We start from the raw sequence: 21,734 nt of genomic DNA on the forward strand, positions 1-21,734 counted from the left end.
CCTCTACACATGTCCATGAGACACAATGGGGCTATGTCAAACATTTTTGGTGGTCCCAAAGCCGTTGAGGAGTCCCGCAGTGTTCCCCAGGGGGACACCGTAGGTTCGTACACCTCGTATTTGGATGCCCAGAAGGCGGTGGACTATCTCGCAGATCAGCAGTTCCCTGTTCAGCTGGTGTCGATCGTGGGCAACGACCTCAAAATGGTGGAGCGGGTGACCGGCCGCCTGAGCTACCCCAGGGTGGCCCTGTCCGGTGCCCTGAGCGGTATGTGGTTCGGCCTCTTCGTCGGCGTCATGCTGTCCTTCTTCACCCCCGCCGGAGGTCCGTTCTCCATCATCACCTCGGTGCTGATGGGTGCGGCGTTCTTCATGCTGTTCGGCATCGTCACCTATGCCACTCAACGCGGAAAGCGTGACTTCACCTCCACCAGCCAGGTGGTGGCCACCAATTACGATGTGATCGTTGCCGTGGAGGCAGCCCAGGAGGCCCGCCGCCTGCTCCACCAGCTGCCCATGAATCCGTCGCAGGCAGCCACACCGCAGGCCAGCAATTACAACCAGCCGAATGCGCCGTTCCAGCAGCCGGGCCAGGCACCCGAGCGGCCTTCCACGTGGAACGATCCCTATGGCCAACGCGGTCCCGAGTCCACTGGCCCAAGCACTCCGGAGGGACAGGGCGCGGCACCGGCGAACCAGCCCGCACAGGCCCCCACGCCGGCAGCTGTCCGGTACCCCGACCTCCCCGACGGGCGTCCGCAGTATGGTGTCCGGGTAACTGACGGACAGAACCCGGCACAGAACGCACCGCAGGAAGACGGACAGCAGTCCAGCTCCGAGGATTCCTCCAAGCAGTAGACGCTTACAGACAGCAGAAAGGGAAGGCCACACGGGTGGCCTTCCCTTTCTGCTGTCTAAAACTTCTGCGTTACTCCAACGGCAGGGGCTTAGCCCTGGACTTCCTGGTAGATGCCGGCCATCCATGATTCGACGTCATCAGCCTTGCGCGGCAACGCGGCGCTGAGGTTGACGGGGCCATCTGCTGTCATGAGGATGTCGTCTTCGATGCGAACGCCGATCCCGCGGTACTCCTCCGGAATGGCGAGGTCTTCGTTCTTGAAGTACAGGCCGGGTTCGATCGTGAAGACCATGCCCTCGGTCAGAACTCCGTCGAGGTAGAGTTCACGCTTCGCTTGGGCACAGTCGTGGACGTCCAGGCCCAAGTGGTGGCTGGTGCCGTGCGGCATCCAACGGCGGTGCTGCTGGCCCTCCGGGCTGATGGCCTCCTCGACGGACACAGGCAGCAAGCCCCATTCGGCGAGGCGTTCAGCCAGGACGGTGGTTGCTGCAGTGTGGATGTCCCGGAACTTCACGCCCGGCTGTGCGGCTGCGAAACCGGCATCGGCGGCGTCGAGCACGGCCTCATACACCTTCCGCTGCACTTCAGTGAAGGTACCCGTGGCGGGAAGCGTACGGGTGATATCCGCCGTGTAGAGGGAGTCGGCCTCCACGCCTGCGTCCAAGAGCAGGAGTTCGCCGGCGTTGACGGTTCCGGAGTTGCGGTTCCAGTGCAGGACCGTGGCGTTGTTACCCGACGCGGCAATGGTGTCGTAACCGAGTTCGTTGCCTTCCTCGCGGGCGCGGGCAAAGAAAGCGCCTTCAACCACACGCTCACCACGCTGGTGGGTTAGCGCACGGGGGAGGGCCCGCACCACGTCAGCGAAGCCTTCCACAGTTGCCGCGACGGCGATCTTCATCTGCTCGATTTCCCACTCGTCCTTGATAAGGCGCGCTTCGGACAGAGCCTCGCTGAGCTTCTCATCCAGGGCGTCGAGTTCGCCGAGGTCCAGGTTTTCGGGGTCCTTGGCCGTGTTGTAGCGGGCGGTGTCTACCAGCGCGTCAATGTTCTCGTCCGTCTTGCGGACCAGTCGAATGGAGATGCCGCCGATTTCCGGGGCGCCAACATTCTTGGTGATAGCCATTTCAAGCTCGGAGATGTGCGCGGTGGGGAGGCCGAGGCGGGCTTCGAATTCGGCCAGTGTGGGCCGTGCACCGATCCAGAACTCGCCGGCGCGCGAGTCAGCGTAGAACTGTTCGGTGTCCCTGCCGGCCAGCGGACGGAAGTAGAGGGTGGCAGTGTGGTGACCGCCGTCGTCGCCCTTTCCTTCAGCCACGGGCTCAAGGATCAGCACGGCGTCGGGCTCGTGGTCCAAGCCCAGCCCCGTGAGGTGGGCGAAGCCGGAGTGGGGGCGGAACCGGTAGTCGCAGTCGTTGGACCGGACCTTCAGCGGACCGGCCGGGATGACGAGACGTTCGGCTTTGAACTGTTCGGAAATAGTACGACGCCGGCGTGCGGCGTGGTCTGCAACGGCGTCACGCGCAGGGGTCACCTGCGGGGCGGGCGCCCAATTGCTGGCCATGAATGCCTTGAAGGCATCTGATGTGGGCCTTTGCGAGCGGTTGTTGACACGCTCCTGCAGCGGCTGGGAGGACGAGTTTTGGGTGTTTTCGGCATCGTTCACCGTTACATCGTCCCACCAGTTACGTGAGGAGGCCAACGCCGCAGCACTCCAAGCGGGCCCGCATCCCATAGGCTGGGAAAGTGAGGATAGACCTGCATGCGCACTCGAATGTTTCCGACGGAACCGAGACACCGGCCGGCGTGATCATTTCCGCCGTCTCGGCCGGTCTTGACGCCGTGGCTTTGACCGATCACGATTCCACGGATGGCTGGGAGCCTGCCGCTGCCGCTGCCCGGGAACATGGCATAGCGTTCATCCCCGGAATGGAGATCTCCTGCCGGACGGAGCAGGGAATCAGCGTCCACTTGCTGAGTTACCTCCACGACCCCTCCCATGCGGGCCTGCTGGAGGAAATCACCAAGTCCAAAGATGCACGGCTGACCCGTGCCGAGCATATGGTTACTCTGCTGTCCGAGGACTATCCGTTGACCTGGGACGACGTGATCCACCATGTTGCCCCCGGCGCCACGGTGGGCCGCCCGCACATCGCCGATGCTTTGGTGGCCGCTGGCGTGGTGGCAGATCGAACGGAGGCGTTCACCTCCATCCTCACTTCCCATTCGCGGTACTTCGTGCAGCACTATGCGCCCAACCCGGCGGTCGCCGTCGAGCTTGTCCGCGCGGCCGGCGGCGTTCCCGTCTTCGCCCATCCGGTGGCTTCTTCGAGGGGACGGATCGTGGGGGAGCGTACCTACCGGGACATGATTGATGCCGGACTGTTGGGACTTGAGGTTGAACACCGGGACAACCCGGAGGAGGGCCGTGCTTTCCTCCGTGGCCTGGCGGCCGAACACGGGTTGCTCATGACAGGATCTTCCGATTACCACGGGGCAGGCAAACCCAATCTCTTGGGCGAGAACACCACTTCGCCCGAGGTCTTGTCCAGGATCGAGGAGCTGGCAACGGGCAGCACGGTCATCCGGTGATGCACGGGCATTCTGTGAAAGGAGTCCGCTGATGGATCTGCAGCTGCTGGCTTCGGTGATTGTCACGCTGTTCGTCATCATGGATCCACCGGGCACTGTGCCGATTTTCATGTCGTTGACGGCGCAGATGTCGGCCAAGGACCGGAACCGCTCAGCATTCCAAGCCCTTTTGGTGGCCACCGGTGTGATCGTGGTGTTCGCGATCTTCGGGCAGTCCATCCTGAACTACATGCACATCTCCTTGGCGGCCTTGCAGGGCGCTGGAGGGCTGCTTCTGGTGCTCATCGCACTGCAGCTGCTAACGGGCTCCACCAGCGGCGAAGAGAATGCGGCCAAGTACAAGAACGTGGCGTTCGTGCCGCTGGGCACCCCGCTCATGGCCGGGCCAGGTGCGATCGTGGCAGTGATGGTGTTCGTGCAGCAGTCCAGCCAGCTCGCAGAATATCTGGCGGTGGGCCTCGGCATCGCCGTGGTGCTGGGCTCGCTGTACCTGGCGATGCGTTTCGCCGGAGTGGTGCAGCGCGTCCTCGGTGAAAACGGAGTGGAGCTCGTCACCCGGATCGCCGGCCTGCTGCTGTCAGCAATCGCCGTTCAGATGATCGCGGACGCCGTTCAGGCGTTCGTGAAGGGTGCTGCCTGATCCAGGCCCGTGTCCGGCAGGGACCCAATGTGGCGGAATTCTGCCTTGTTGCCCAGCCGTTTCCGCATGACCTCGATGGCCTGTTCGTTCTGATCGACGCACACGAAGTTGCGGCCCAGTTTGGCTGCCACGGCACCGAGGGTCCCTGAACCGGCGAAGAAATCAAGGCACCAGTCACCCTCACGGCTGGACGCGGAGACAATCCGGCGCACCAGGCCTTCGGGTTTTTGGGTGGGGTAGCCGGTCTTTTCGCGGCCCGTGGGCGAGACGATGGTGTGCCACCAAACGTCTGTGGGCAGTTTGCCGAGCTCGCGCTTGGCGGGCGTCACCAAGCCAGGAGCCATGTAGGGTTCCCGGTCCACTTCCGCGTTGTCGAAGTGGTACTTGGTGGGGTTTTTGACGTACACCAGAATGTTGTCGTGCTTGGTGGGCCAACGGTTCTTGGCGCGGGCGCCGTAGTCGTAGGCCCAGATGATCTCGTTGAGGAAGCATTCCCGGCCGAAGATCGAGTCCAGCATCACCTTGGCGTAATGGACTTCCCGGTAGTCCAGGTGCAGGTACAGGGTGCCGTCGTCGGCCAGCAGGCGCCAGGCCTCCACGAGCTTGGGCTCCAGGAAGGACCAGTAATCGCTGAAGGCGTCGTCGTAGCTGTGCAGGGCGCCCTTGATGGTGTCGTAAGAGCGGCCCTTGAAGCCGACGCGGTCGCCGTCGCCGTCCGCATTGCGGACCATGCGGGTTTCCTGGCGGCGTTGGACCCGGCCCGTGTTGAAGGGCGGGTCCACGTAGATGAGTGTGAAGGCGCCGTCCGGCAGCGTAGGGAGGAACTCCGCGTTGTCCGCGTGCACCACCAAGTTGCCGCCGTCCGGCGCCCAAACAGATTCAGTCATTGAGGTTTTTAGGCCTCGGTGCTGCCGGACTGGGCAGCTGCGGTCTCACCGGAGACCACTTCGCCGTTGCGGCGACGCGTGCGGGTCCGGCGCGTGCGGGCCGGCTTCTCAGCGTTGTCTGCGGTGGCAGTGCGGGTTTCCGAGGCACCGGCAGCGGGGGCTGCCTCGCCATCAGAAGTACGACGGCGGCGCGTACGGTTGCGGCCACCCTCGCCCTTGGATTCGCTGGACCCGGCGTCGCCGGACCTGCCGGAGCGGCCACGGCCACCGTCACGGCCACCGTCGCGCTTGCTGTCACGTCCGCCGTCGCGGCTGGAACCGCCGGAGCGTACGTTCTTCTTTCCGGTCTCGCCCAGATCCTCAAGGACCTCGGCGTCGACGCCTGCGAGGACGCGCTTGTTGCGCGGCAGGCGGCCCTTGGTGCCCTCGGGGATGTCGAGATCGGAGTACAGGTGCGGTGAGGAGGAGTAGGTTTCCACGGGCTCGGGAACGCTGAGTCCCAGGGCCTTGTTGATCAGGCCCCAGCGTGGCATGTCATCCCAGTCAACAAAGGTGACCGCAGTGCCCTTGTTGCCTGCGCGGCCGGTACGGCCAACACGGTGCAGGTAGATTTTTTCATCTTCCACGCACTGGTAGTTGATGACGTGGGTGACGTCGTCGACGTCGATGCCGCGGGCTGCTACGTCGGTAGCCACCAGGACATCAACCTTGTTGTTGCGGAACGCGCGGAGCGCCTGCTCGCGGGCACCCTGGCCGAGGTCGCCGTGAATCGCTGCGGCTGCGAAGCCGCGGTCAACGAGTTCCTCAGCAACCTTGGCTGCGGTGCGCTTGGTCTTGGTGAAGATGATGGTCCGGCCACGTCCGCGTGACTGCAGGATGCGGGCCACAACCTCGGTCTTATCCATGCTGTGCGCACGGTAGATGAGCTGGCGGATGTCGCGCTTGGTGAGGCCTTCATCATTCGGATCAGCTGCCCGGATGTGGGTGGGGTGCGTCATGTAGCGACGCGCCATGGCGATGACCGGGCCGGGCATCGTTGCCGAGAAGAGCAAGGTCTGCCGAACTGCGGGGGTGCCCGCGATCAGCGTCTCGACGTCGGGGAGGAAGCCGAGATCGAGCATTTCGTCGGCCTCGTCGAGGATAACCATCTTGACGTTCTTGAGGCTCAGGTGCTTCTGCTTGTAGAGATCGATCAGCCGACCGGGTGTTCCCACCACGATTTCAACACCCTTTTGCAGGGCATCGATCTGGGGCTCATAGGCGCGGCCGCCGTAGATGGTGGCGATGCGGGCGTTGCGCTTGCGTGAAGCGGTCTGGAGATCGTTGGCAACCTGCACGGCAAGCTCACGTGTGGGCACGATGACCAGGGCCTGCGGTGCACCCGGGTCGGCAAGCTTTGCGTAGCCTGCGTCATCCCGGCCGGCAACGCGCTGAAGGGCAGGAATGCCGAAGCCCAGCGTCTTGCCCGTGCCCGTTTTCGCCTGGCCAATGATGTCGTGGCCGCTCAAGGCAACCGGCAGGGTCATGGCCTGGATGGGGAAGGGGTGCGTGATTCCGGCGTCGGCCAAGGACTCAACGATGTCGGCACGGACATTGAAGTCAGCGAACGACTTCTCTTCGATCTCGTGGGGCGTCTCATCCGAGATGATCGTTTCCTCGGGTTCGATGGATTCTGTTCCGGTGGAGTCCGTCAGGACTTCGTGGGTATGCAATTCACTCACAGGGAGTTTCCTTATTCATTTGGGCATTGGCGCTGCATGCTCAACGGCGGCGGCGGAGCCGTACCGGAGCACGAACGGGCGCGCAAGCAAGTCCAGTGGAAGCCGATCGCGGGCTATCTAAGTACTGGCACTGGTGACCAGTTGGTACATCTCAAGATCGCGTAGGGGCGGGCTTGTTGAGTTCAAAAATTAACTGAATCAACGACCGGGCATCCATTACTACAAGCTCAGTCTATCCTCTGGGGGCCGGAAAGCCCGGATCGCCGCATGAACGGCGTCAGGGCAGCAGCTCGAACCGGATCTCCCGGCTGGCGATATCGGCCTTCAGCAGCCGTACCCGGACTTTGGTTCCGGACTCCATTTCTCCGTCGCACCGGGCTGTTACAGCCGGGTCTGATATTTGTATGACGCCAAAGGGCCCGTTGCCGTTGCTGCCGCCATTGTTACCGCCGTTGCCGTTGGCAGCTTTGGAGCCGGCCCCATTGGAGGGTTTGGACCCCGAAATGACTACAGCGTCGAATTCCTGGCCCACGTGGTTGGCTACGAGGGCTGCTTCCACAGTGTCCAGCGCCGCACGTTCGAGGCGTCCGGCCAACTGGTCGGAGGCCGCCATGATCTCCGGCAATGAAGGGAGTGCCTCCCGAGCCCACTTCGGGATGTCGTGGTTGTTGCTGAGCGCCTCGCAGATCACCAGGACAAAGCGATCGATGAGCCGGCGCAGGGGTGCCGTGGCGTGTGCATACGGAGCCCCGATGGCTGCTTGGGTCACGATTGCCGGCAGCTCCCCGTCAAAGGGGGTGTAACCGGCGCCCCGGAACAACATACCGGCTGAGTGAAGGATGGCCAGCTGTTGGGGATCGGATGCGTCCAAGGTCCTCAGGTACTCGCCGTAGGTGACGTGGCCGTCCCAGGGCTTGCCCAGAGCGGAGGTCTGGCGCTTGAAATGTAGCAGTGACCGGTCATCAGGAGCGGGCATGGTGCGCAGGATGCCCACTTTTCCGTCGAGCATCATCTGCGCGGCTGCCATGCCGGTCATGAGTGAGATCTGCGCGTTCCAGTCCTCAACCGGGAGGGAGGGGGCAGCAGCGATCCTGTATCCGCCGCCGTCGGTTGCTTGGACGATTTCCTGTTCCGGCATGTTGAGGCTTGCGCCGCCGCGCCGCCGTTCCAGTTCAACACGCTTGATTCCCACTTCTTTGAGGAGCTGAAGTACGGGCGGGGCCGAACCGTCGTCGATCTGCTGCTGAGCGCCCTTGTAGCTGAGTTTGGCCCTGCTGCGAACGGCGGCGCGGGCAACGGTGACAGCCAACACTTCAGCTTCCGCGTCCAAATCGAAGTCCCACACGAACGCACTGCAGTCCTGATCGGCCAAGAGGCTGCCGGCGTTCTCGCTGATGACCTCCGGATGCAGCGGGATCCGCCCGTCAGGAGCATAGAAGGTCTGCCCGCGGTGACGGGTTTCGTGGTCCAGTGCCCCACCCGGTTCCACGAAAGAGGGGACATCGGCGATTGCGTAGAGGACCTTGTAGCCGTCGCCGGCACGGTCAATGAACAGGGCCTGGTCCAAGTCCGTGGAGGTCGCCGGATCAATGGTCACGAATGGTACGTGCCGCAGGTCCTGACCCGGCAACTCAAGGTCCGCGACGGCTTGCCGTGCTTCTTCCACAGCTTCAGCCGGGTATTCGCCAGGGAGTTCCAGCTCTGCCCTAAGAGCGGCAAGAGCCGCGGCGAGCTGGTCCGAGGAGTCGTCGACGTTGGGCGCTATCCGATGATGTGACACGAAAATCAGGGTAGCCCGAAACCGGCGGATAGTCTTGGATGTCCCACCCAAAAAGCCCGCTACCCCAAGGGGGCAACGGGCTTTCCGTGCGGCGGTATGGACCGGGCCGGCTGTTTAGTTTGCCGGTGTCAGGGTGAAAGTAGCTGCCTTGTCGCCGAAGTCATCGCTGATGACTACTGTGGTGGGGCCGTTCTTGATGTCGAAGGCAATGACTCCCCGCTGCATCTCTCCGGCGGCTACATCCCCGGAAGGCAGTCCTCCCAGACCATCCTCGACGTAGATCTCCTCGCCCTTGGCGCCGTCCGCGTCGAAGGCCTCGAAGTTCGAGGGTGAGGCGTAACTGCTTCCAGCTGTGGCCTCCCAGGAAACCTCCAAGAGGAGGAAGCCTTCCTTGGTCGGTTTCATATAGGACATCCCGGGAATTTCGGTGGTGTAACCAGAGTTCAGGAGGCTGACCTTCACGGTGTTGCCCTCGGACATGGTGACGGTTAAGGAACCGTCATCAGAGGCAGTGCCCGACGACGGTGCCGGTGCCTCCTGGGAGGCCGACGGCAGGACCGGGGCAGCGGTGCCTGCACCCTGGACTGCAGCAGCAACAAGGGTCAACGACAACACCGTGGACACGATTCCGACAATCAGGCCCGCGAACCAGACGACAATGGTGATGATCCATGCCTTCTTCTTGTTCTCCGGGTAACCCGCAAGTGGACGGCCCTGCTTGTCCCGGGCGTTTCCCGTCAGCGTGATGATGAGGTCAACGATGGACCAGATACCGAAGCCGCCGGCTGTGAGCAGCTTCGCGATTCCGGTACCGATCTTGCCCAGATAGAAGCGGTCCACACCGAAGCTACCCAGGAGCAGGGCCAGGATCCATGTGGTCATGAAGGACTTCGCCGGAGCTCCCACCGGGGTTCCGTAGGGGCCCGAATCCGGTCCGGGCTGGTAGCCCGGCTGTGCCCCACCCTGGAACTGGCCGCCGTAGGCGTAGGGTGCGGCGGGGACCTGCGGAACTCCTGACCCGGCGTCGTTTTGAGGCGCGGGTGGGTAACTGGGGTGACTCATTGAAAATCCTTCAGTGAAGTGGGTGCGAGGAGGAGGACATGCGCTATGCAGGGCAAGAGGGCAGTCAACTCACTTCGAGTCAGCCTAGTAGGAATGGAGCTGGAAGCAGGAACGCAATCCCCGGGAACCGGATGGCCAGCCAGGGATAGGCTGGGTCCATGGGCATTTCCGCGGACGCCGCAGCTTCTGCCGGGCAACTCTCCACCGGGCAACTCTCCGGCGAGTTGCTGGGCGCCATGGCGTATGGGGAGTTGTCCGCTTTTGGGCGGCTCTCATTGGATTCACGCTATGCACCCACACTCCATGACCGGGCGGTGCTGGCGAAGATCGCGGTGGGCGCCTACGGCAATTTCGCACTGCTCAGCGACCGGTTGAAGGAGATGGGCGTCGACCCCGAAGATGCGATGCTGCCGTTCCAGCGTTCCTTCGATCATTTCCACGAGCGCACCAAGCCGGGGGACTGGTTCGAATCGCTCATGAAGGCCTATGTGATCGACACCGTGTCATCTGACTTCTACAAGGCTGTCTCGACGTTCCTCGACCCAACAACGCAACATTTTGTTGAGCGCGTGGCTTCCCCGGACCAAGCCACTGAGGTCCTTCGCGTCCTGCTCAGGAGGGCCTTGGCCGATGACCCGCGGCTGGCCTCGCGCCTTGCACTATGGGGCCGCCGCTTGGTGGGAGAGGCTCTGACGCAGGCGCAGCGCGTAGGCATGGACCACCCCCTGCTGGGCCCAGCGCTGAAAAGTGGCGGGGACGCGCGGGCCGCGGTGAAAACCTTGACGACCGAACTCGCCGGAAAGCACGCACGCCGGATGACAGGCCTGGGCCTGACGGCGTAGACGCCACCGCCTCAGGGCCCACTAGCGCTGGACGGTGTCCAACGCCTGCAACAGCGACTTCGCCGCCGCCGTCGGGTCCGTTGCCTCGGTAATGGCACGGACGACGACGATGCGGCTGGCCCCCGCGGCTACCACCTGTTCAACGTTGCTGTGGTCGATGCCGCCGATGGCGAACCACGGAAGAGTCACACCGCCGCCTGCACGTTTCTCCGCTTCTGCGGCATATGTGACCAAGCCCAGACCAACAGCAGCACGGCCGGGTTTGGTGGGTGTAGCCCAGACCGGACCCACGCAGAAGTAATCCAGTCCCAAGGGGCCTTGGGAAGTGGCCACAGCTGCGTCAATCTGTTCCGGTGTGTGGGTGGACAGGCCGATGCCGGTGACGTTCGGCAAGAGGGTTCGGGCAGCTGTCAGTGGCAGGTCCTTTTGCCCGATGTGGAACACGGGAGCCCCGGAAATACTGGCAACATCCGCCCGGTCGTTGACGGCCCAAAGCCGTCCGTGCCGTTGCGCAACGCTCCGCAGCACGGCCAACATCTCAAGTTCCTCCGCGGCCTCCAGGGTCTTGTCCCGGAGTTGGATGATGTCCACGCCGCCCTCGAAAGCGGCGTCCACAAAGTCTTCAAAATCGCCCTGCCGTTTGCGGGCATCGGTGCACAGGTAGAGACGGGCGGAGGCGAGGGTGTCAGGCTGGGTCATGGAAACCAGAGTAGTTCCTCTAAACTGGGCACGTACTGCGGGAGCCGCGAGGGTCGTTATATGACTGTCCGGCTGAGAGGGCTTCAGAGCCGACCGCTTGACCTGATCCGGCTAGTACCGGCGTAGGGAAGGAAACGAATGGCAGATCCCCGCCACACCCACCTCCAGGCAGATGTGGCCGTCATCGGCGCGGGCATCATAGGTCTCGGCATCGCCCACGAAGCCAGGCGACTGGGCCGTTCAGTGGTGCTGATCGATCCCCACCCGGCCTCGGGCGCAACGTTCGCGGCAGCCGGAATGCTTGCACCTGTCAGCGAACTGCACTACCAGGAGGAAGACCTCCTGGAATTGATGCTCGTGTCTTCCCAACAATGGCCCTCCTTTGTGGAGTCCCTTCACCAAAGGGGAAGGGACAGCGGATACCGCACGACGCCGACCCTCGCCGTAGGCGCCGATGCCGCCGATCGCAGGGCGCTCGCAGACTTGAGGTCTGTGCAGCTTGCCGCCGGTTTAGGTGTTGAACCGCTGGCCTTGCGGGACGCAAGGCAACGCGAGCCACTTCTCAGCCCACAGATTTCCTGCGCCTTCGACATTCCTGCCGACCACCAGGTGGATCCGAGGAAACTGGCGGCATGCCTCGTGGCAGGATTGTCATCCCATGAGCCGGACCACCAATCCTGGGTGTATGGGGCAGATGAGGGATACGCCGTGTCTTCGCCGGCCCGCGGCCTGCTGTGGGACGGCGGACGGGTCGCTGGTGTTCAGCTCGAATCCGGCGGCCTCGTCCACGCCCGGGAGACGGTGGTGGCCAACGGACTGGGAGCTCCTCACCTGTGCGGGCTTCCTGAGGGCCTGAACCTTCCAGTGAGGCCGGTGTACGGCGACATCCTCCGGCTCCGCGTTCCCGAACACCTGCGGCCCTTGGTCTCGTCCACGGTTCGCGGGATGGTTCGTGGCGTGCCGGTGTATATCGTGCCCCGGGATGATGGCACCGTGGTCATTGGAGCGACACAACGCGAAGACGGATTGTCAACGGCTTCCAACGCTGTTTCCGCGGGCGGGGTGTACCAGTTGCTGCGGGACGCCCAAGTGCTGGTGCCCGCAGTCGCGGAGCTGGAACTGCTGGAGGCAACGGCCCGCCCCCGCCCTGGAACTCCCGATAATGCACCCTTGCTTGGACGGGTCAACGGTCCCAACGGCGACGTTGAGGGCCTGGTGATCGCCACTGGTTTCTTCCGCCACGGAGTCCTGCTGACTCCCGTGGCCGCCAAGATCGTGGGAGAACTCATCAACGGCTCCAAGGACCCCCGGTGGAATCCCTTCCTGCCCGATCGATTCGGGGGCAACGCCTCTGTTTCCCCTTTACTCTCATCAGCCGTACTCACACCTGCCGTACACGCACCAGCGGCTAAAACCCTTACCGAGGAAACCGCATGAATATCAAACTCAACGGAAACGATCACGCAGTGGCCGACGACGCATCCGTCAGCACCCTCGTCACTGCCATGACCGGCCGGGTCCTGGACCGCCGCGGACAGGCGGCCGACGGCGGAAAGCTGGGTGTCGCCGTCGCACGTAATTCCGAGGTGGTGCCGCGCAGCCAATGGGCCGTGACGGCGCTCGCCGACGGAGACGAACTCGAACTCGTAACAGCAGTCCAGGGAGGCTGAAGCATGACAACATCAAACGTTGACGTTCGCACCACTGGCGCCCCCACCGACGCCCTGGTGATCGATGGCGTGGAACTCGGTTCCAGACTCATCATGGGTACCGGCGGAGCGCCGAGCCTCGATGGCCTGGGGGCTGCGCTTCTGAGTTCGGGGACGGAGCTCACTACAGTGGCGATGCGCCGCTATTCGCCGGCTGAAACGGGATCGCTGTTCCAGCTCCTGGTTGACCACAACATCCGCGTCCTGCCCAACACCGCCGGTTGTTTTACGGCCAAGGATGCCGTGATGACCGCTGAGCTCGCTCGGGAAGCCTTGGAGACCGATTGGGTGAAACTGGAAGTCATCGCCGACGAACACACGCTCCTTCCTGACGCCGTGGAATTGGTGGATGCGACGGAACAACTGGTTAACCGCGGCTTCAAGGTGTTCGCCTACACGAATGATGATCCCGTTCTAGCGCTCAGGCTCGAGAACCTGGGCGCCACCGCCGTCATGCCGCTGGGATCGCCCATCGGGACCGGCCTTGGCATTCTGAACCCGCACAACATTGAGCTGATCGTGTCCCGGGCTTCCGTGCCTGTGGTGCTCGATGCCGGAATCGGGACCGCGTCCGACGCCGCCCTTGCCATGGAGCTGGGCTGCGACGCCGTCCTGCTTGCAACCGCTGTGACCCGGGCGCAGAACCCGGTCCAGATGGGTGAAGCCTTCAAACACGCCGTCATCGCCGGTAGGCTGGCGAAACAAGCTGGCCGGATTCCCCGACGGGAGCATGCACTGGCGTCCTCTGCGATGGAAGGCCGGGCGGAGTTCCTCTGATCGGCTCTTCGGAACAGTCCTGAAGAGGAGGAGCAGTCATGGCACGTCAGGACGAGCAATTGACTGAGGAAGCCATCAACGCTGCCCTCGGGCTCCTTCCGGACTGGAAGTACCAGGAAGGCCTGGTGACTGTCTATAAAACCTCGACGGCGGCGAACGCGCTTGCGCTCATCGCCGCGGTGGGACAGATCGCCGAAGAACAAAATCACCATCCGGATCTGGAGTGGCGCTACAACAGGGTCTTCCTGCGCTACGTCTCCCATGATGCTGGCGGACAGGTAACCCAACGAGACGTCGCCGCTGCCACTGCAGTGAGCGAAGCAGCTGCGAAGACAGGTGCCGCCGCGCAACCCGAGCGATATCCGGCGTCGTGAAGCTTTAAAACAGTAGTGACTGCCACCGGTTGGTGACAGTCACTCTGCTGTGCCTTGTTGCTGCTTTGGGCCCTAGAGGCGAAGTGCCTTGGTCAGGGCCGCAGTATCGTGCTTGGTGCGCGTCCTGCCCAGGAAGACCACTGCGCCCGCGGCAGCAGCGGTTCCCAAGACAATCGGCAACACCCATGGAATCCACGTCGCGCCAGGCTGGTAACCCAAACCGGCACTGATGAACGCGATCCAGCTCAGGGTGCCCACAGCTGCTGAGACACCGGCCGGCAACGCGATCCCGTATTTGCCGTGCCGCTTGTCGTTGGCCCACACAATGAAACCGGTGGCAACGGTGGCCAGAACCACCACGACGAGAGAAAGCATGAAAACTCCTTAGCGGACGGACGAGAGGTAGGAAAGCCCTAGAGGGCGCCGAAGCCTACGCGCCGGGTTTCCTCGGCGCCGATCTCCACATAGCCCAGCACGTTGCCGGGAACGATGATCTGGCGGCCCTTTTCATCAGTGAGGCGAAGCTCGGAGCCTTTGGTCACAGCCTCGGCCACAATCTTGGCGACGGCGTCGGCATCCAAGGAGGATTCGAGCACGATCTCACGGCCAACGTTCTGAATGCCGATCTTTACTTCCACAGCAAGGCCTCCAAGCCAATCAAGTTGTAAGTCAGTCCTCTATTTGTAGCCTAGGACTCTTTGGGGAATCGACTGATTCCGCGCCAAGCTAAACGATAGATCAGATCACTGGCCACATCGAGGTCCAGGTTTCCATCCGTTTCAAGCCAATATCTGGCGCTGACCTGCGCCATTCCAGCCAGGCCACGCCCAAGAAGCTGCGCTTCAAGAGGGGGCAGCTTGGTGTCCTCGGCGATCACGTGGGCCACGGCATCCGCGAACGTTTTGTTGAACGTCTCCAAACGCGAGCTGACATCGGGATCGTTGATCAGGTCCGACTCGAACACCAGGCGATGGGCTTGGTCGTCATCGGCAATGAACCTGTAATAGGCGCGCATAACGGCCTTGACGCGTTCCTTGTTGTCCGTGGTGGAGTTCAAGGCGTCGAGCATCAGCTGCGTCAGGGTAGCCAAGTGGCTGTCCAGGAGCGCCATGTAGAGCTCGCGCTTGGACGGGAAGTGCTGGTAAAGCACTGGTTTGCTCACATGAGCGGCTTCTGCGATTTCATCCATGGCCGCCCCGTGGAAGCCGTTGGAGACGAATACTTCCAAGGCCGCGTTCAGCAACTGTGCGCGGCGCTCGTCCCGCGGCAACCTTGGTGAACGCGTTGTACCTGCCCGTTCCTGCTTGGCCGGTGCCCCATCGTTTGCCCGTGTGCCGTCAGCCACAGTCTGCCGCCTTTCCTTTGCAGTTATGACTACTCTACCGGGGGGTAATATGACCCGGCGGTATCTGCGGGCATACATTGGGGTATGGCCTCAATTGTTGCTGCCCACACCGCTGCGCCCGCTGTCCTGCCGCCCCTTGTTGAACCGGCAGCCGAACTTACGCCCACCGAGGTGGAACGGTATTCCCGGCACCTCATCATTCCTGAAATCGGCGCCCTGGGCCAACGCAGGCTTAAGAATGCCAAAGTCCTCGTCATAGGCGCCGGCGGCCTGGGGTCCCCGGCACTGCTGTATCTGGCCGCCGCCGGAGTGGGGACGCTGGGCATCGTGGACGATGACCAGGTGGACCTCAGCAACCTGCAGCGCCAGGTCATCCATGGTGTGAAGGACGTGGGTACGCCCAAGATCGAATCGGCGCGTAACGCCATCGCCGAACTCAACCCCCAGGTCAATGTTGTCCTGCATGACGTCCGGCTCGACTCCTCCAATGCGCTGGAGTTGTTTGAACAGTACGACCTCATCCTGGACGGCGCTGACAACTTCGCCACCCGTTATCTGGTGAACGACGCCGCTGCCATCCTCGGCAAGCCCTACGTCTGGGGATCCATCTTCCGCTTTGACGGCCAAGTGAGCGTCTTCTGGGCCGAGCACGGGCCAACCTACAGGGATCTGTACCCCGAAGCGCCTCCTGCCGGCTCTGTGCCGTCCTGTGGCGAGGGCGGCGTGTTCGGCATGCTCTGCGCAGCGGTGGGATCTCTCATGGTCACCGAGGCCGTGAAGCTGATCACCGGCGTCGGACGTTCATTGCTGGGCCGGGTGGCGCTCTTTGATGCTTTGGGCGGAAGTTGGCGCGAGATCAAGGTCTCCAAGGATCCGGAAGCCGAGCCCATCACGGAACTGACCGACTATGAGGCCTTCTGCGGCGTGACGCCACTGGTGGCCACGGACCAGGATCACACCGTTTCCGCCAAGGACCTCGCCGCAATGCTCGCCGAGCGGGAGCTGGGGGAGAGGGACTTCGAACTTGTGGACGTCCGCGAGTCCGGCGAGCACAGCATCGTGAATATCGACGGCTCTGTCCTCATTCCGCAGGGCCGCATCCTCTCCGGCGAGGCGTGGGTGGAGCTGCCGCAGGACAAGGACATTGTGTTCCACTGCAAGGCCGGCACCCGCTCGGCGGCTGTCCTTGAGGCAGCGCAAAAGGCGGGTTACACCCGCGTCAGCCATCTCGACGGCGGTATTCTCGCCTGGGTGCGCGACGTCGAGCCAGAGAAGCCTGTCTACTAGTCGTTGCCTGGGCCCGGCCCTGTCTGGGAAGCTCAACCATGAGCGAAGACTGGACAGACGCCCCGCAACGGCCGATCGGCTCCGGATTCGGGCACGGTTCGACTGCCGCGGAGGTTATTGGCGGCATCGACCTTACTGGCAAGAGTGCGATCGTCACCGGGGGATATTCGGGGCTTGGCTTGGAAACGGTGCGGGCCTTGGTTTCGGCCGGCGCGGACGTCACTGTGCCGGCCCGCAGGCTCCAACACGCAACAGCGGTCCTGGCAGAAGCCGGCCTTGGAAACGAGGTCCAGGTGGAACAGATGGACTTGGCCGATCAAGACAGCGTCAAGGACTTTGCGTCTTGCTATCTGGAGAGGCATCCCACTTTGGACATCCTCATCAACAACGCCGCCATCATGGCAAGCCCGGAACAGCGGGTAGGCCCCGGCTGGGAAGCGCAGTTCGCCACCAACCATCTGGGGCATTACACCCTGGTGAATACGTTGTGGCCTGCTTTGGCCGCCGCCACTGACGCCCGGGTTGTTTCACTGTCTTCCACCGGACATAAGCTTTCTCCGATCCGGTTCGACGACATCAACTTTGCCACCGGTTACGAGAAGTGGCGGGCCTACGGCCAAGCCAAGACGGCCAATTCCCTCCTTGCCGTGGAGTTGGATCGACTGGGCAGGGGCTCCGGAGTGCGGGCGTTCGCAGTTCATCCGGGCGGCATCATGACCGAGTTGCAACGTCATTTGCCCAAGGAAGAGATGGTCGCTGCAGGGTGGATGGACGCTGAAGGAACAGTGCGGGAAGGCTTCAAAACGCCCCAGCAGGGTGCGGCGACCTCAATATGGGTTGCCACTTCACCTGCGCTGGCTGGCAAGGGCGGCGTCTACTGTGAGGATTGCGATATTGCGCGGCCCACCGATAAAGATTCGCCGCTCGCCCGCTATCAGGGAGTGGATGCCCACGCTGTGGACAGGTCGGAAGCAGCAAAACTATGGGATCTTTCGGCTCGCCTGACTGGCGTGAACGCGTTCGGATCGAGCTAGGCTCAGGCGCTTTCGGAGCGGAGTTGCTGGTGATCCACGGGGCACTCGGCAGCTGGGGACGCGGCTGAGGGCTGTTCCACCTGGATTCCGTAGAGGGCCTCAAGGGCTGCTACATAGTCATCCTGCTGACCGTTGGCTGCCAGTTCGCGGGCCCGGACAGTGGGAATATGGAGGAGCTGCTTGACCATCCGGCGCAGGGCAAATTCCACCTCTTCGGCAGCGGCTGTGCAACCGTGACGGGCGCGGACCTTTTCCATTTCCGCGTCAAGGACGTTCATGGTGTGGCGGCGGAGTGCCACGATGGCCGTGTCCACGGAGCGGGCTTCACGTTCGGACTCGAAGGAGGTTGCGGCGCCGTTGACGATTGCGCTGGCCTGCGAGAGCGACTCTGCCTGTTCCTGCGGCGCAGCGAGCCGAACGGACTCAAGCGTGAGGAGTTCAACGCCGTCGAGTTCGCCCACTGCGGGGTCAAAATCATGGGTGAGTGCGAGGTCGATCGCGATCAAAGGTTTGCCCGAGTGGGCACGGACGCGGGCAAGATCCGCGGCTTCCACCCGGTTATCCGAGCCGCTGCAGCCAATCATGACGTCAGCCGCGGCAACAGCAGCGGGAAGAGTGTCGGCGTCGAGTGCGGTTCCGCCGCGGGTGGCTACGAAGCCCTCGGCGCGGCCGGAGGAGGAATAAACGGAAACATCTGTGCAGCCGCGCTCACGCAGGAGCGACATGGTGGCGCCGGCATAGGCGCCGGTTCCGAAGACCACCACCTTCTTGGTGGACCAATCGTCGTTCTCGGCGAGGTCGGTGGCGAGGTCCAAGGCGACGGAAACGATCGAAAGCCCGCGGGAGCCGAGGGCCGTCTGTGCGCCCACGTCCTTTGCCGTTTTGGAGGCCGCCTGGAAGAGCCGCACGAGGCCGGAGCTGGCGGTGCCTTCCTGCTGGGCGGTGATCAGTGCCCGGCGGACCTGGCCTGCGATCTCCCGCTCACCCACCACGGCTGAATCCAGGCCGGCGCTCACAGCGAAGAGGTGCCGTGTGACATCCGGGCCGGTATTTGTGGCAAAAGAGCGTGAGACGAGTTGCTCGTTGAGGCCGCTGAATTCGCTGATCTGCGAAACCAGGGCGGAGCGTGCTGCCTCAAGGTCAGCCCCGTTGGCTGTTTCTCCGTAAATTTCGTAGCGGTTGCACGTGGCCAGAACTACGGCGCCGGAAACCACGGAGGAGTCTGCAAGGGCTGCCGAGGCAAGCTCAGAGGAACCGTTGCTCAACTGAGCGACAGTTTCGAGGTCGATGTCGGCGTGTGTAGCCACCAATGAGAAAAGAACCACAGCACCCCAATCATAGCTTTTTCGTAGCCCGGTAGAACAATATGGCGCCGTGGTGATCCCCACGCGGATGAGTGATCCCCGCCACAACGGCCCGGGCGGGGCGCGACGTGACAGCTTGTCGTTATCTTTTGCCCCGGATTTTCGGCACAATCGAAGGCATGACTTCTAGCGCGGCAGCATCCAACAGTACGGCTTCGAACGCCCCGGCGGGAACCCTCGGCGCCGACCACCCGCTGAAAGACGGCCGTACCTCGGACTCGCCGTTGATCACTGCATACCGTGGTGGCACGCCGTCCCGCAGGCCAGTCTGGTTCATGCGCCAGGCCGGCCGTTCCCTGCCCGAGTACCTGAAGGTGCGCGAAGGCGTTGCCATGCTGGACTCTTGCCTCCGGCCTGAACTCGCCGCCGAGATCACCCTCCAACCTGTTCGCCGGCACGATGTGGACGCCGCAATCTTCTTCTCGGACATCGTTATTCCGTTGAAGCTCGCCGGCGTTGGCGTGGACATCGTCCCGGGCGTAGGGCCCGTATTGGACAAGCCGGTCCGGACAGCGGCGGATGTTGCTGCCCTGCCCAGCCTGACCTGGGAAGCCCTCGAGCCGATCCGCGAAGCCGTCCGCCTGACGGTTGCCGAACTCGGAAAGACGCCGCTGATCGGTTTCGCCGGTGCCCCTTTCACCCTTGCCGCCTACATGGTTGAAGGGAAGCCCTCGCGGGACCACCTCGGGCCGCGGACCATGATGCACGCTGATCCCGAAACCTGGGCCGCGCTGGCCAACTGGGCTGCCGATACCTCCGGGATGTTCCTTCAGGCGCAACTTGAGGCCGGCGCTTCGGCTGCGCAGCTCTTTGACTCCTGGGCAGGATCCCTGGGCCCGGCCGACTACACCAAGTACGTGGCGCCGGCATCCACCCGGGCACTGGATCATGTCCGCGGGCTCGGGGCGCCGTTGATTCACTTTGGAACCGGCACCTCCGAGCTGTTGGTTGCCATGCGGGACGTCGGCGTCGATGTTGTGGGCGTCGATTACCGGTTGCCCTTGGACGAGGCAAACCGACGCCTGGGTGGCACTGTGCCGCTCCAGGGCAACATCGACCCCGCTCTTCTGTCCGCTCCGTGGGAGGTCCTCGAGGCCCATGTCCGCGAGGTCATCGCTGCCGGTTCCCACGCACCTGGCCACGTCCTCAACCTTGGCCATGGAGTTCCGCCCGAAACGGATCCAACCGTCTTGACGCGCGTGGTGCAGCTCATCCACTCCATCTCAGCGGAGTAGACGTAATGCGCGGGGGGCACGCGACGCCCACGTCAGACCCCAAAGCAACAGATGTACGGCCCACTGCCTTGGTAGTGGGAGGCGGCATCTCGGGCCTGATCGCCGCGCGGGAACTGGCTGCGGCCGGTTCGGCGGTGACTGTCCTTGAGGCGGGGACTGCCTGGGGAGGCTGCGTGGGAAGGCACGTTGTTGCCGGGCTGCAGTTGGACAGTGGGGCCGAGTCGTTTGCCACGCGGTCCACGGCCGTAGCCGATCTCGCGCGTGAGCTGGGGCTGGCCGACAAGATCGTCACTCCTCATCCCGGAGGTGCCTGGGTACAGCTTCCGGACGGTCCGCAGGAGCTCCCCAAAACGGGAGTGCTCGGTATTCCCGCGAATCCCTGGGATCCCGAGGTCCGGCGATCCCTGGGGCTCGTCGGCGCCATCAGGGCCTCCTTTGACCGCTGGCTCCCGGCCTCTGCCGGAACGTCCTCAGAGGTCACCAGCGTTTCCGCTCTGGTGCGCACCCGTATGGGCAAGAGGGTTCTGGAGCGGCTTGTTTCGCCGGTGGTGGGCGGCGTTCACTCGGCTGACCCTGCCCTGCTGGACGTGGATATGGTGGCGCCGGGCCTGCGCGCCGGAATCCGTACCCATGGTTCACTCGCCGCTGCCGTTGCGGCTCAACGCATAGCCGCAAAGGGCTCATCATCCTCCTCGGGCGGAGCATCTTCCGGTCCAGCAAAAGCGGGTTCCGCCGTCGCGGGGCTAAAAGGTGGAATGAACACCTTGGTGGACACACTCGTCGCTGACCTGAGGGCACGTGGTGTTCAGCTGCTCTCCGGCCAGCACGCCGACGACGTCGCGAAGACGCGGGAGGGTTGGCGGGTCACCGCTGGAGATTCCACGTTCGACGCCGGCCGGCTGGTGGTTGCGCTTGACGGCCCGGCCGCCGTCGGACTGTTGGAGAAGTCCGTGCCCGAGCTGGCCGGCCTGCGTCCGGCTCCCGGGCCGCTGGTGAGCCTGGTGACCCTGGTGGTGGACTTGCCGCAGCTCGATGGCAGGCCCCGCGGGACCGGAATCCTGGTGGCGCCTGAAACCCCGGGGATCAAGGCCAAAGCCCTGACGCACGCAACGGCGAAATGGGATTGGTTGGCTGACGAAGCTGGTCCTGGCACACACGTCCTGCGCCTGTCCTATGGTCGGCGTGAAGAGGCAGCCGGCGGCGCGGACGTGGTCATGGATGATGAATCGCTCCTTGCCGCCGCCGTGGAAGATGCTTCCGCTCTGCTGACGGTGCCGGTGACCCGGGCGGACATCGTGGACTGGGATGTTGTGCGGTGGGCAGGAGCCTTGCCGTTCGCCGCCGTCGGTCATAAACAGCGTGTGGCGCAGGTCCGTCAGGTGTGCGCCGCTGCCGATCGTCTTGTCGTGGTGGGTGGCTGGTTGGCCGGAAATGGCCTGGCCGCGGTGGTGGCCGATACGCGTGCACAACTGGCCGTGGCAGCCGCAGACAGATCCTCCGATTTGTGATTTGCATCACTTCTACGCCTTG

Annotated in this window: 22 protein-coding genes and 1 riboswitch; of the genes, 12 read left to right on the forward strand and 10 right to left on the reverse strand. The window is 63.4% G+C overall.

Features of this window, described 5'->3' with window-relative positions:
* Nucleotides 1-33 precede the first annotated feature (33 nt).
* Entirely contained in the window at nucleotides 34-858 is an 825-nt protein-coding gene (locus ACIQH5_RS08015; protein WP_400401917.1) for a general stress protein, read from the forward strand.
* Nucleotides 859-947: 89 nt separating this feature from the next.
* On the opposite strand, the gene ACIQH5_RS08020 is transcribed toward ACIQH5_RS08015, so the two are convergent.
* Nucleotides 948-2,522, reverse strand: coding sequence for an aminopeptidase P family protein (locus ACIQH5_RS08020; protein WP_400401919.1), 1,575 nt, complete (start codon nucleotides 2,520-2,522; stop codon nucleotides 948-950).
* Between the two features lie 80 nt (nucleotides 2,523-2,602).
* Between ACIQH5_RS08020 and ACIQH5_RS08025 the strand changes: the two genes are divergently transcribed.
* Nucleotides 2,603-3,448 carry a PHP domain-containing protein gene (locus tag ACIQH5_RS08025; protein WP_400401921.1) on the forward strand — a complete coding sequence of 282 codons (846 nt, stop codon included), beginning with the start codon at nucleotides 2,603-2,605 and terminating at the stop codon, nucleotides 3,446-3,448.
* Nucleotides 3,449-3,479: 31 nt separating this feature from the next.
* The gene (locus tag ACIQH5_RS08030; RefSeq protein ID WP_011775424.1) at nucleotides 3,480-4,088 is read left to right on the forward strand and encodes a MarC family protein; all 609 of its coding nucleotides are present in this window, start codon (nucleotides 3,480-3,482) and stop codon (nucleotides 4,086-4,088) included.
* On the opposite strand, the gene ACIQH5_RS08035 is transcribed toward ACIQH5_RS08030, so the two are convergent.
* The 4 genes from ACIQH5_RS08035 to ACIQH5_RS08050 form a co-directional block, all read right to left on the reverse strand.
* Nucleotides 4,061-4,975 (reverse strand): DNA-methyltransferase, encoded by a 915-nt coding sequence (locus ACIQH5_RS08035; RefSeq protein WP_400401924.1) that lies wholly within the window; start codon nucleotides 4,973-4,975, stop codon nucleotides 4,061-4,063. The genes ACIQH5_RS08030 and ACIQH5_RS08035 overlap by 28 nt on opposite strands.
* A gap of 8 nt (nucleotides 4,976-4,983) precedes the next feature.
* Nucleotides 4,984-6,696 carry a DEAD/DEAH box helicase gene (locus ACIQH5_RS08040; RefSeq protein WP_400401926.1) on the reverse strand — a complete coding sequence of 571 codons (1,713 nt, stop codon included), beginning with the start codon at nucleotides 6,694-6,696 and terminating at the stop codon, nucleotides 4,984-4,986.
* Nucleotides 6,697-6,973: 277 nt separating this feature from the next.
* Nucleotides 6,974-8,476, reverse strand: coding sequence for an RNB domain-containing ribonuclease (locus ACIQH5_RS08045; RefSeq protein WP_400401929.1), 1,503 nt, complete (start codon nucleotides 8,474-8,476; stop codon nucleotides 6,974-6,976).
* A 114-nt stretch (nucleotides 8,477-8,590) separates the two neighbouring features.
* On the reverse strand, nucleotides 8,591-9,538 hold the full coding sequence (locus ACIQH5_RS08050; RefSeq protein WP_400401932.1) for a TM2 domain-containing protein: 948 nt from the start codon (nucleotides 9,536-9,538) through the stop codon (nucleotides 8,591-8,593).
* Between the two features lie 158 nt (nucleotides 9,539-9,696).
* Between ACIQH5_RS08050 and ACIQH5_RS08055 the strand changes: the two genes are divergently transcribed.
* Nucleotides 9,697-10,380, forward strand: coding sequence for a ferritin-like fold-containing protein (locus ACIQH5_RS08055; RefSeq protein ID WP_400401935.1), 684 nt, complete (start codon nucleotides 9,697-9,699; stop codon nucleotides 10,378-10,380).
* A 21-nt stretch (nucleotides 10,381-10,401) separates the two neighbouring features.
* On the opposite strand, the gene thiE is transcribed toward ACIQH5_RS08055, so the two are convergent.
* Entirely contained in the window at nucleotides 10,402-11,079 is a 678-nt protein-coding gene (gene thiE, locus ACIQH5_RS08060; protein ID WP_400401937.1) for a thiamine phosphate synthase, read from the reverse strand.
* Between the two features lie 27 nt (nucleotides 11,080-11,106).
* Nucleotides 11,107-11,225: riboswitch (TPP riboswitch) on the forward strand.
* On the opposite strand from thiE, the gene thiO reads away from it, so the two are divergent.
* The 4 genes from thiO to ACIQH5_RS08080 all read left to right on the forward strand — a co-directional run bounded on the left by thiO (nucleotide 11,218) and on the right by ACIQH5_RS08080 (nucleotide 13,939).
* The gene (gene thiO, locus ACIQH5_RS08065; RefSeq protein ID WP_400401939.1) at nucleotides 11,218-12,516 is read left to right on the forward strand and encodes a glycine oxidase ThiO; all 1,299 of its coding nucleotides are present in this window, start codon (nucleotides 11,218-11,220) and stop codon (nucleotides 12,514-12,516) included. Its footprint overlaps the riboswitch before it by 8 nt.
* The gene (gene thiS / locus ACIQH5_RS08070; RefSeq protein WP_400401940.1) at nucleotides 12,513-12,749 is read left to right on the forward strand and encodes a sulfur carrier protein ThiS; all 237 of its coding nucleotides are present in this window, start codon (nucleotides 12,513-12,515) and stop codon (nucleotides 12,747-12,749) included. The genes thiO and thiS overlap by 4 nt, the downstream gene beginning before the upstream one ends.
* Before the next feature lie 3 nt (nucleotides 12,750-12,752).
* Nucleotides 12,753-13,565: a thiazole synthase gene (locus tag ACIQH5_RS08075; RefSeq protein WP_400401943.1), complete on the forward strand. Its 813-nt coding sequence runs from the start codon at nucleotides 12,753-12,755 to the stop codon at nucleotides 13,563-13,565.
* 38 nt (nucleotides 13,566-13,603) lie between these two features.
* Entirely contained in the window at nucleotides 13,604-13,939 is a 336-nt protein-coding gene (locus ACIQH5_RS08080) for a 4a-hydroxytetrahydrobiopterin dehydratase (RefSeq protein ID WP_400401945.1), read from the forward strand.
* A 72-nt stretch (nucleotides 13,940-14,011) separates the two neighbouring features.
* Here ACIQH5_RS08080 and ACIQH5_RS08085 read toward each other — a convergent pair whose 3' ends face one another.
* The 3 genes from ACIQH5_RS08085 to ACIQH5_RS08095 are packed head-to-tail and all read right to left on the reverse strand — an operon-like array spanning nucleotide 14,012 to nucleotide 15,362.
* A complete protein-coding gene (locus ACIQH5_RS08085; protein WP_400401947.1) occupies nucleotides 14,012-14,314 on the reverse strand; it encodes a hypothetical protein in 303 nt (100 codons plus the stop codon).
* A gap of 38 nt (nucleotides 14,315-14,352) precedes the next feature.
* Nucleotides 14,353-14,577: a DUF3107 domain-containing protein gene (locus ACIQH5_RS08090; RefSeq protein WP_024817432.1), complete on the reverse strand. Its 225-nt coding sequence runs from the start codon at nucleotides 14,575-14,577 to the stop codon at nucleotides 14,353-14,355.
* A gap of 50 nt (nucleotides 14,578-14,627) precedes the next feature.
* Nucleotides 14,628-15,362 carry a TetR/AcrR family transcriptional regulator gene (locus ACIQH5_RS08095; RefSeq protein ID WP_400401950.1) on the reverse strand — a complete coding sequence of 245 codons (735 nt, stop codon included), beginning with the start codon at nucleotides 15,360-15,362 and terminating at the stop codon, nucleotides 14,628-14,630.
* 6 nt (nucleotides 15,363-15,368) lie between these two features.
* On the opposite strand from ACIQH5_RS08095, the gene moeB reads away from it, so the two are divergent.
* On the forward strand, nucleotides 15,369-16,571 hold the full coding sequence (gene moeB, locus ACIQH5_RS08100; RefSeq protein WP_400401951.1) for a molybdopterin-synthase adenylyltransferase MoeB: 1,203 nt from the start codon (nucleotides 15,369-15,371) through the stop codon (nucleotides 16,569-16,571).
* Nucleotides 16,572-16,609: 38 nt separating this feature from the next.
* Nucleotides 16,610-17,605 carry an SDR family NAD(P)-dependent oxidoreductase gene (locus ACIQH5_RS08105; protein ID WP_400401953.1) on the forward strand — a complete coding sequence of 332 codons (996 nt, stop codon included), beginning with the start codon at nucleotides 16,610-16,612 and terminating at the stop codon, nucleotides 17,603-17,605.
* Nucleotides 17,606-17,607: 2 nt separating this feature from the next.
* Here the strand turns inward: ACIQH5_RS08105 and ACIQH5_RS08110 are convergent, their stop codons facing one another.
* On the reverse strand, nucleotides 17,608-18,930 hold the full coding sequence (locus tag ACIQH5_RS08110; protein ID WP_400401956.1) for a glutamyl-tRNA reductase: 1,323 nt from the start codon (nucleotides 18,928-18,930) through the stop codon (nucleotides 17,608-17,610).
* A gap of 158 nt (nucleotides 18,931-19,088) precedes the next feature.
* On the opposite strand from ACIQH5_RS08110, the gene hemE reads away from it, so the two are divergent.
* The gene (hemE, locus tag ACIQH5_RS08115) at nucleotides 19,089-20,204 is read left to right on the forward strand and encodes a uroporphyrinogen decarboxylase (protein ID WP_400401958.1); all 1,116 of its coding nucleotides are present in this window, start codon (nucleotides 19,089-19,091) and stop codon (nucleotides 20,202-20,204) included.
* Between the two features lie 5 nt (nucleotides 20,205-20,209).
* Entirely contained in the window at nucleotides 20,210-21,712 is a 1,503-nt protein-coding gene (gene hemG / locus ACIQH5_RS08120; RefSeq protein ID WP_400401960.1) for a protoporphyrinogen oxidase, read from the forward strand.
* The last annotated feature ends 22 nt before the right edge of the window (nucleotides 21,713-21,734 follow it).

The organism is Paenarthrobacter sp. NPDC091711 (assembly GCF_044756605.1).
GTDB lineage: Bacteria > Actinomycetota > Actinomycetes > Actinomycetales > Micrococcaceae > Arthrobacter.

Bases quoted from the DNA above. Each gene is read 5' to 3' on its own strand.
- ACIQH5_RS08015 (WP_400401917.1), top strand. From the start codon at position 34: ATGTCAAACATTTTTGGTGGTCCCAAAGCCGTTGAGGAGTCCCGCAGT.
- ACIQH5_RS08030 (WP_011775424.1), top strand. From the start codon at position 3,480: ATGGATCTGCAGCTGCTGGCTTCGGTGATTGTCACGCTGTTCGTCATC.
- ACIQH5_RS08035 (WP_400401924.1), bottom strand. From the start codon at position 4,975: ATGACTGAATCTGTTTGGGCGCCGGACGGCGGCAACTTGGTGGTGCAC.
- ACIQH5_RS08050 (WP_400401932.1), bottom strand. From the start codon at position 9,538: ATGAGTCACCCCAGTTACCCACCCGCGCCTCAAAACGACGCCGGGTCA.
- ACIQH5_RS08055 (WP_400401935.1), top strand. From the start codon at position 9,697: ATGGGCATTTCCGCGGACGCCGCAGCTTCTGCCGGGCAACTCTCCACC.
- thiE (WP_400401937.1), bottom strand. From the start codon at position 11,079: ATGACCCAGCCTGACACCCTCGCCTCCGCCCGTCTCTACCTGTGCACC.
- thiO (WP_400401939.1), top strand. From the start codon at position 11,218: ATGGCAGATCCCCGCCACACCCACCTCCAGGCAGATGTGGCCGTCATC.
- thiS (WP_400401940.1), top strand. From the start codon at position 12,513: ATGAATATCAAACTCAACGGAAACGATCACGCAGTGGCCGACGACGCA.
- ACIQH5_RS08075 (WP_400401943.1), top strand. From the start codon at position 12,753: ATGACAACATCAAACGTTGACGTTCGCACCACTGGCGCCCCCACCGAC.
- ACIQH5_RS08080 (WP_400401945.1), top strand. From the start codon at position 13,604: ATGGCACGTCAGGACGAGCAATTGACTGAGGAAGCCATCAACGCTGCC.
- ACIQH5_RS08085 (WP_400401947.1), bottom strand. From the start codon at position 14,314: ATGCTTTCTCTCGTCGTGGTGGTTCTGGCCACCGTTGCCACCGGTTTC.
- ACIQH5_RS08095 (WP_400401950.1), bottom strand. From the start codon at position 15,362: ATGTATGCCCGCAGATACCGCCGGGTCATATTACCCCCCGGTAGAGTA.
- moeB (WP_400401951.1), top strand. From the start codon at position 15,369: ATGGCCTCAATTGTTGCTGCCCACACCGCTGCGCCCGCTGTCCTGCCG.
- ACIQH5_RS08105 (WP_400401953.1), top strand. From the start codon at position 16,610: ATGAGCGAAGACTGGACAGACGCCCCGCAACGGCCGATCGGCTCCGGA.
- hemE (WP_400401958.1), top strand. From the start codon at position 19,089: ATGACTTCTAGCGCGGCAGCATCCAACAGTACGGCTTCGAACGCCCCG.
- hemG (WP_400401960.1), top strand. From the start codon at position 20,210: ATGCGCGGGGGGCACGCGACGCCCACGTCAGACCCCAAAGCAACAGAT.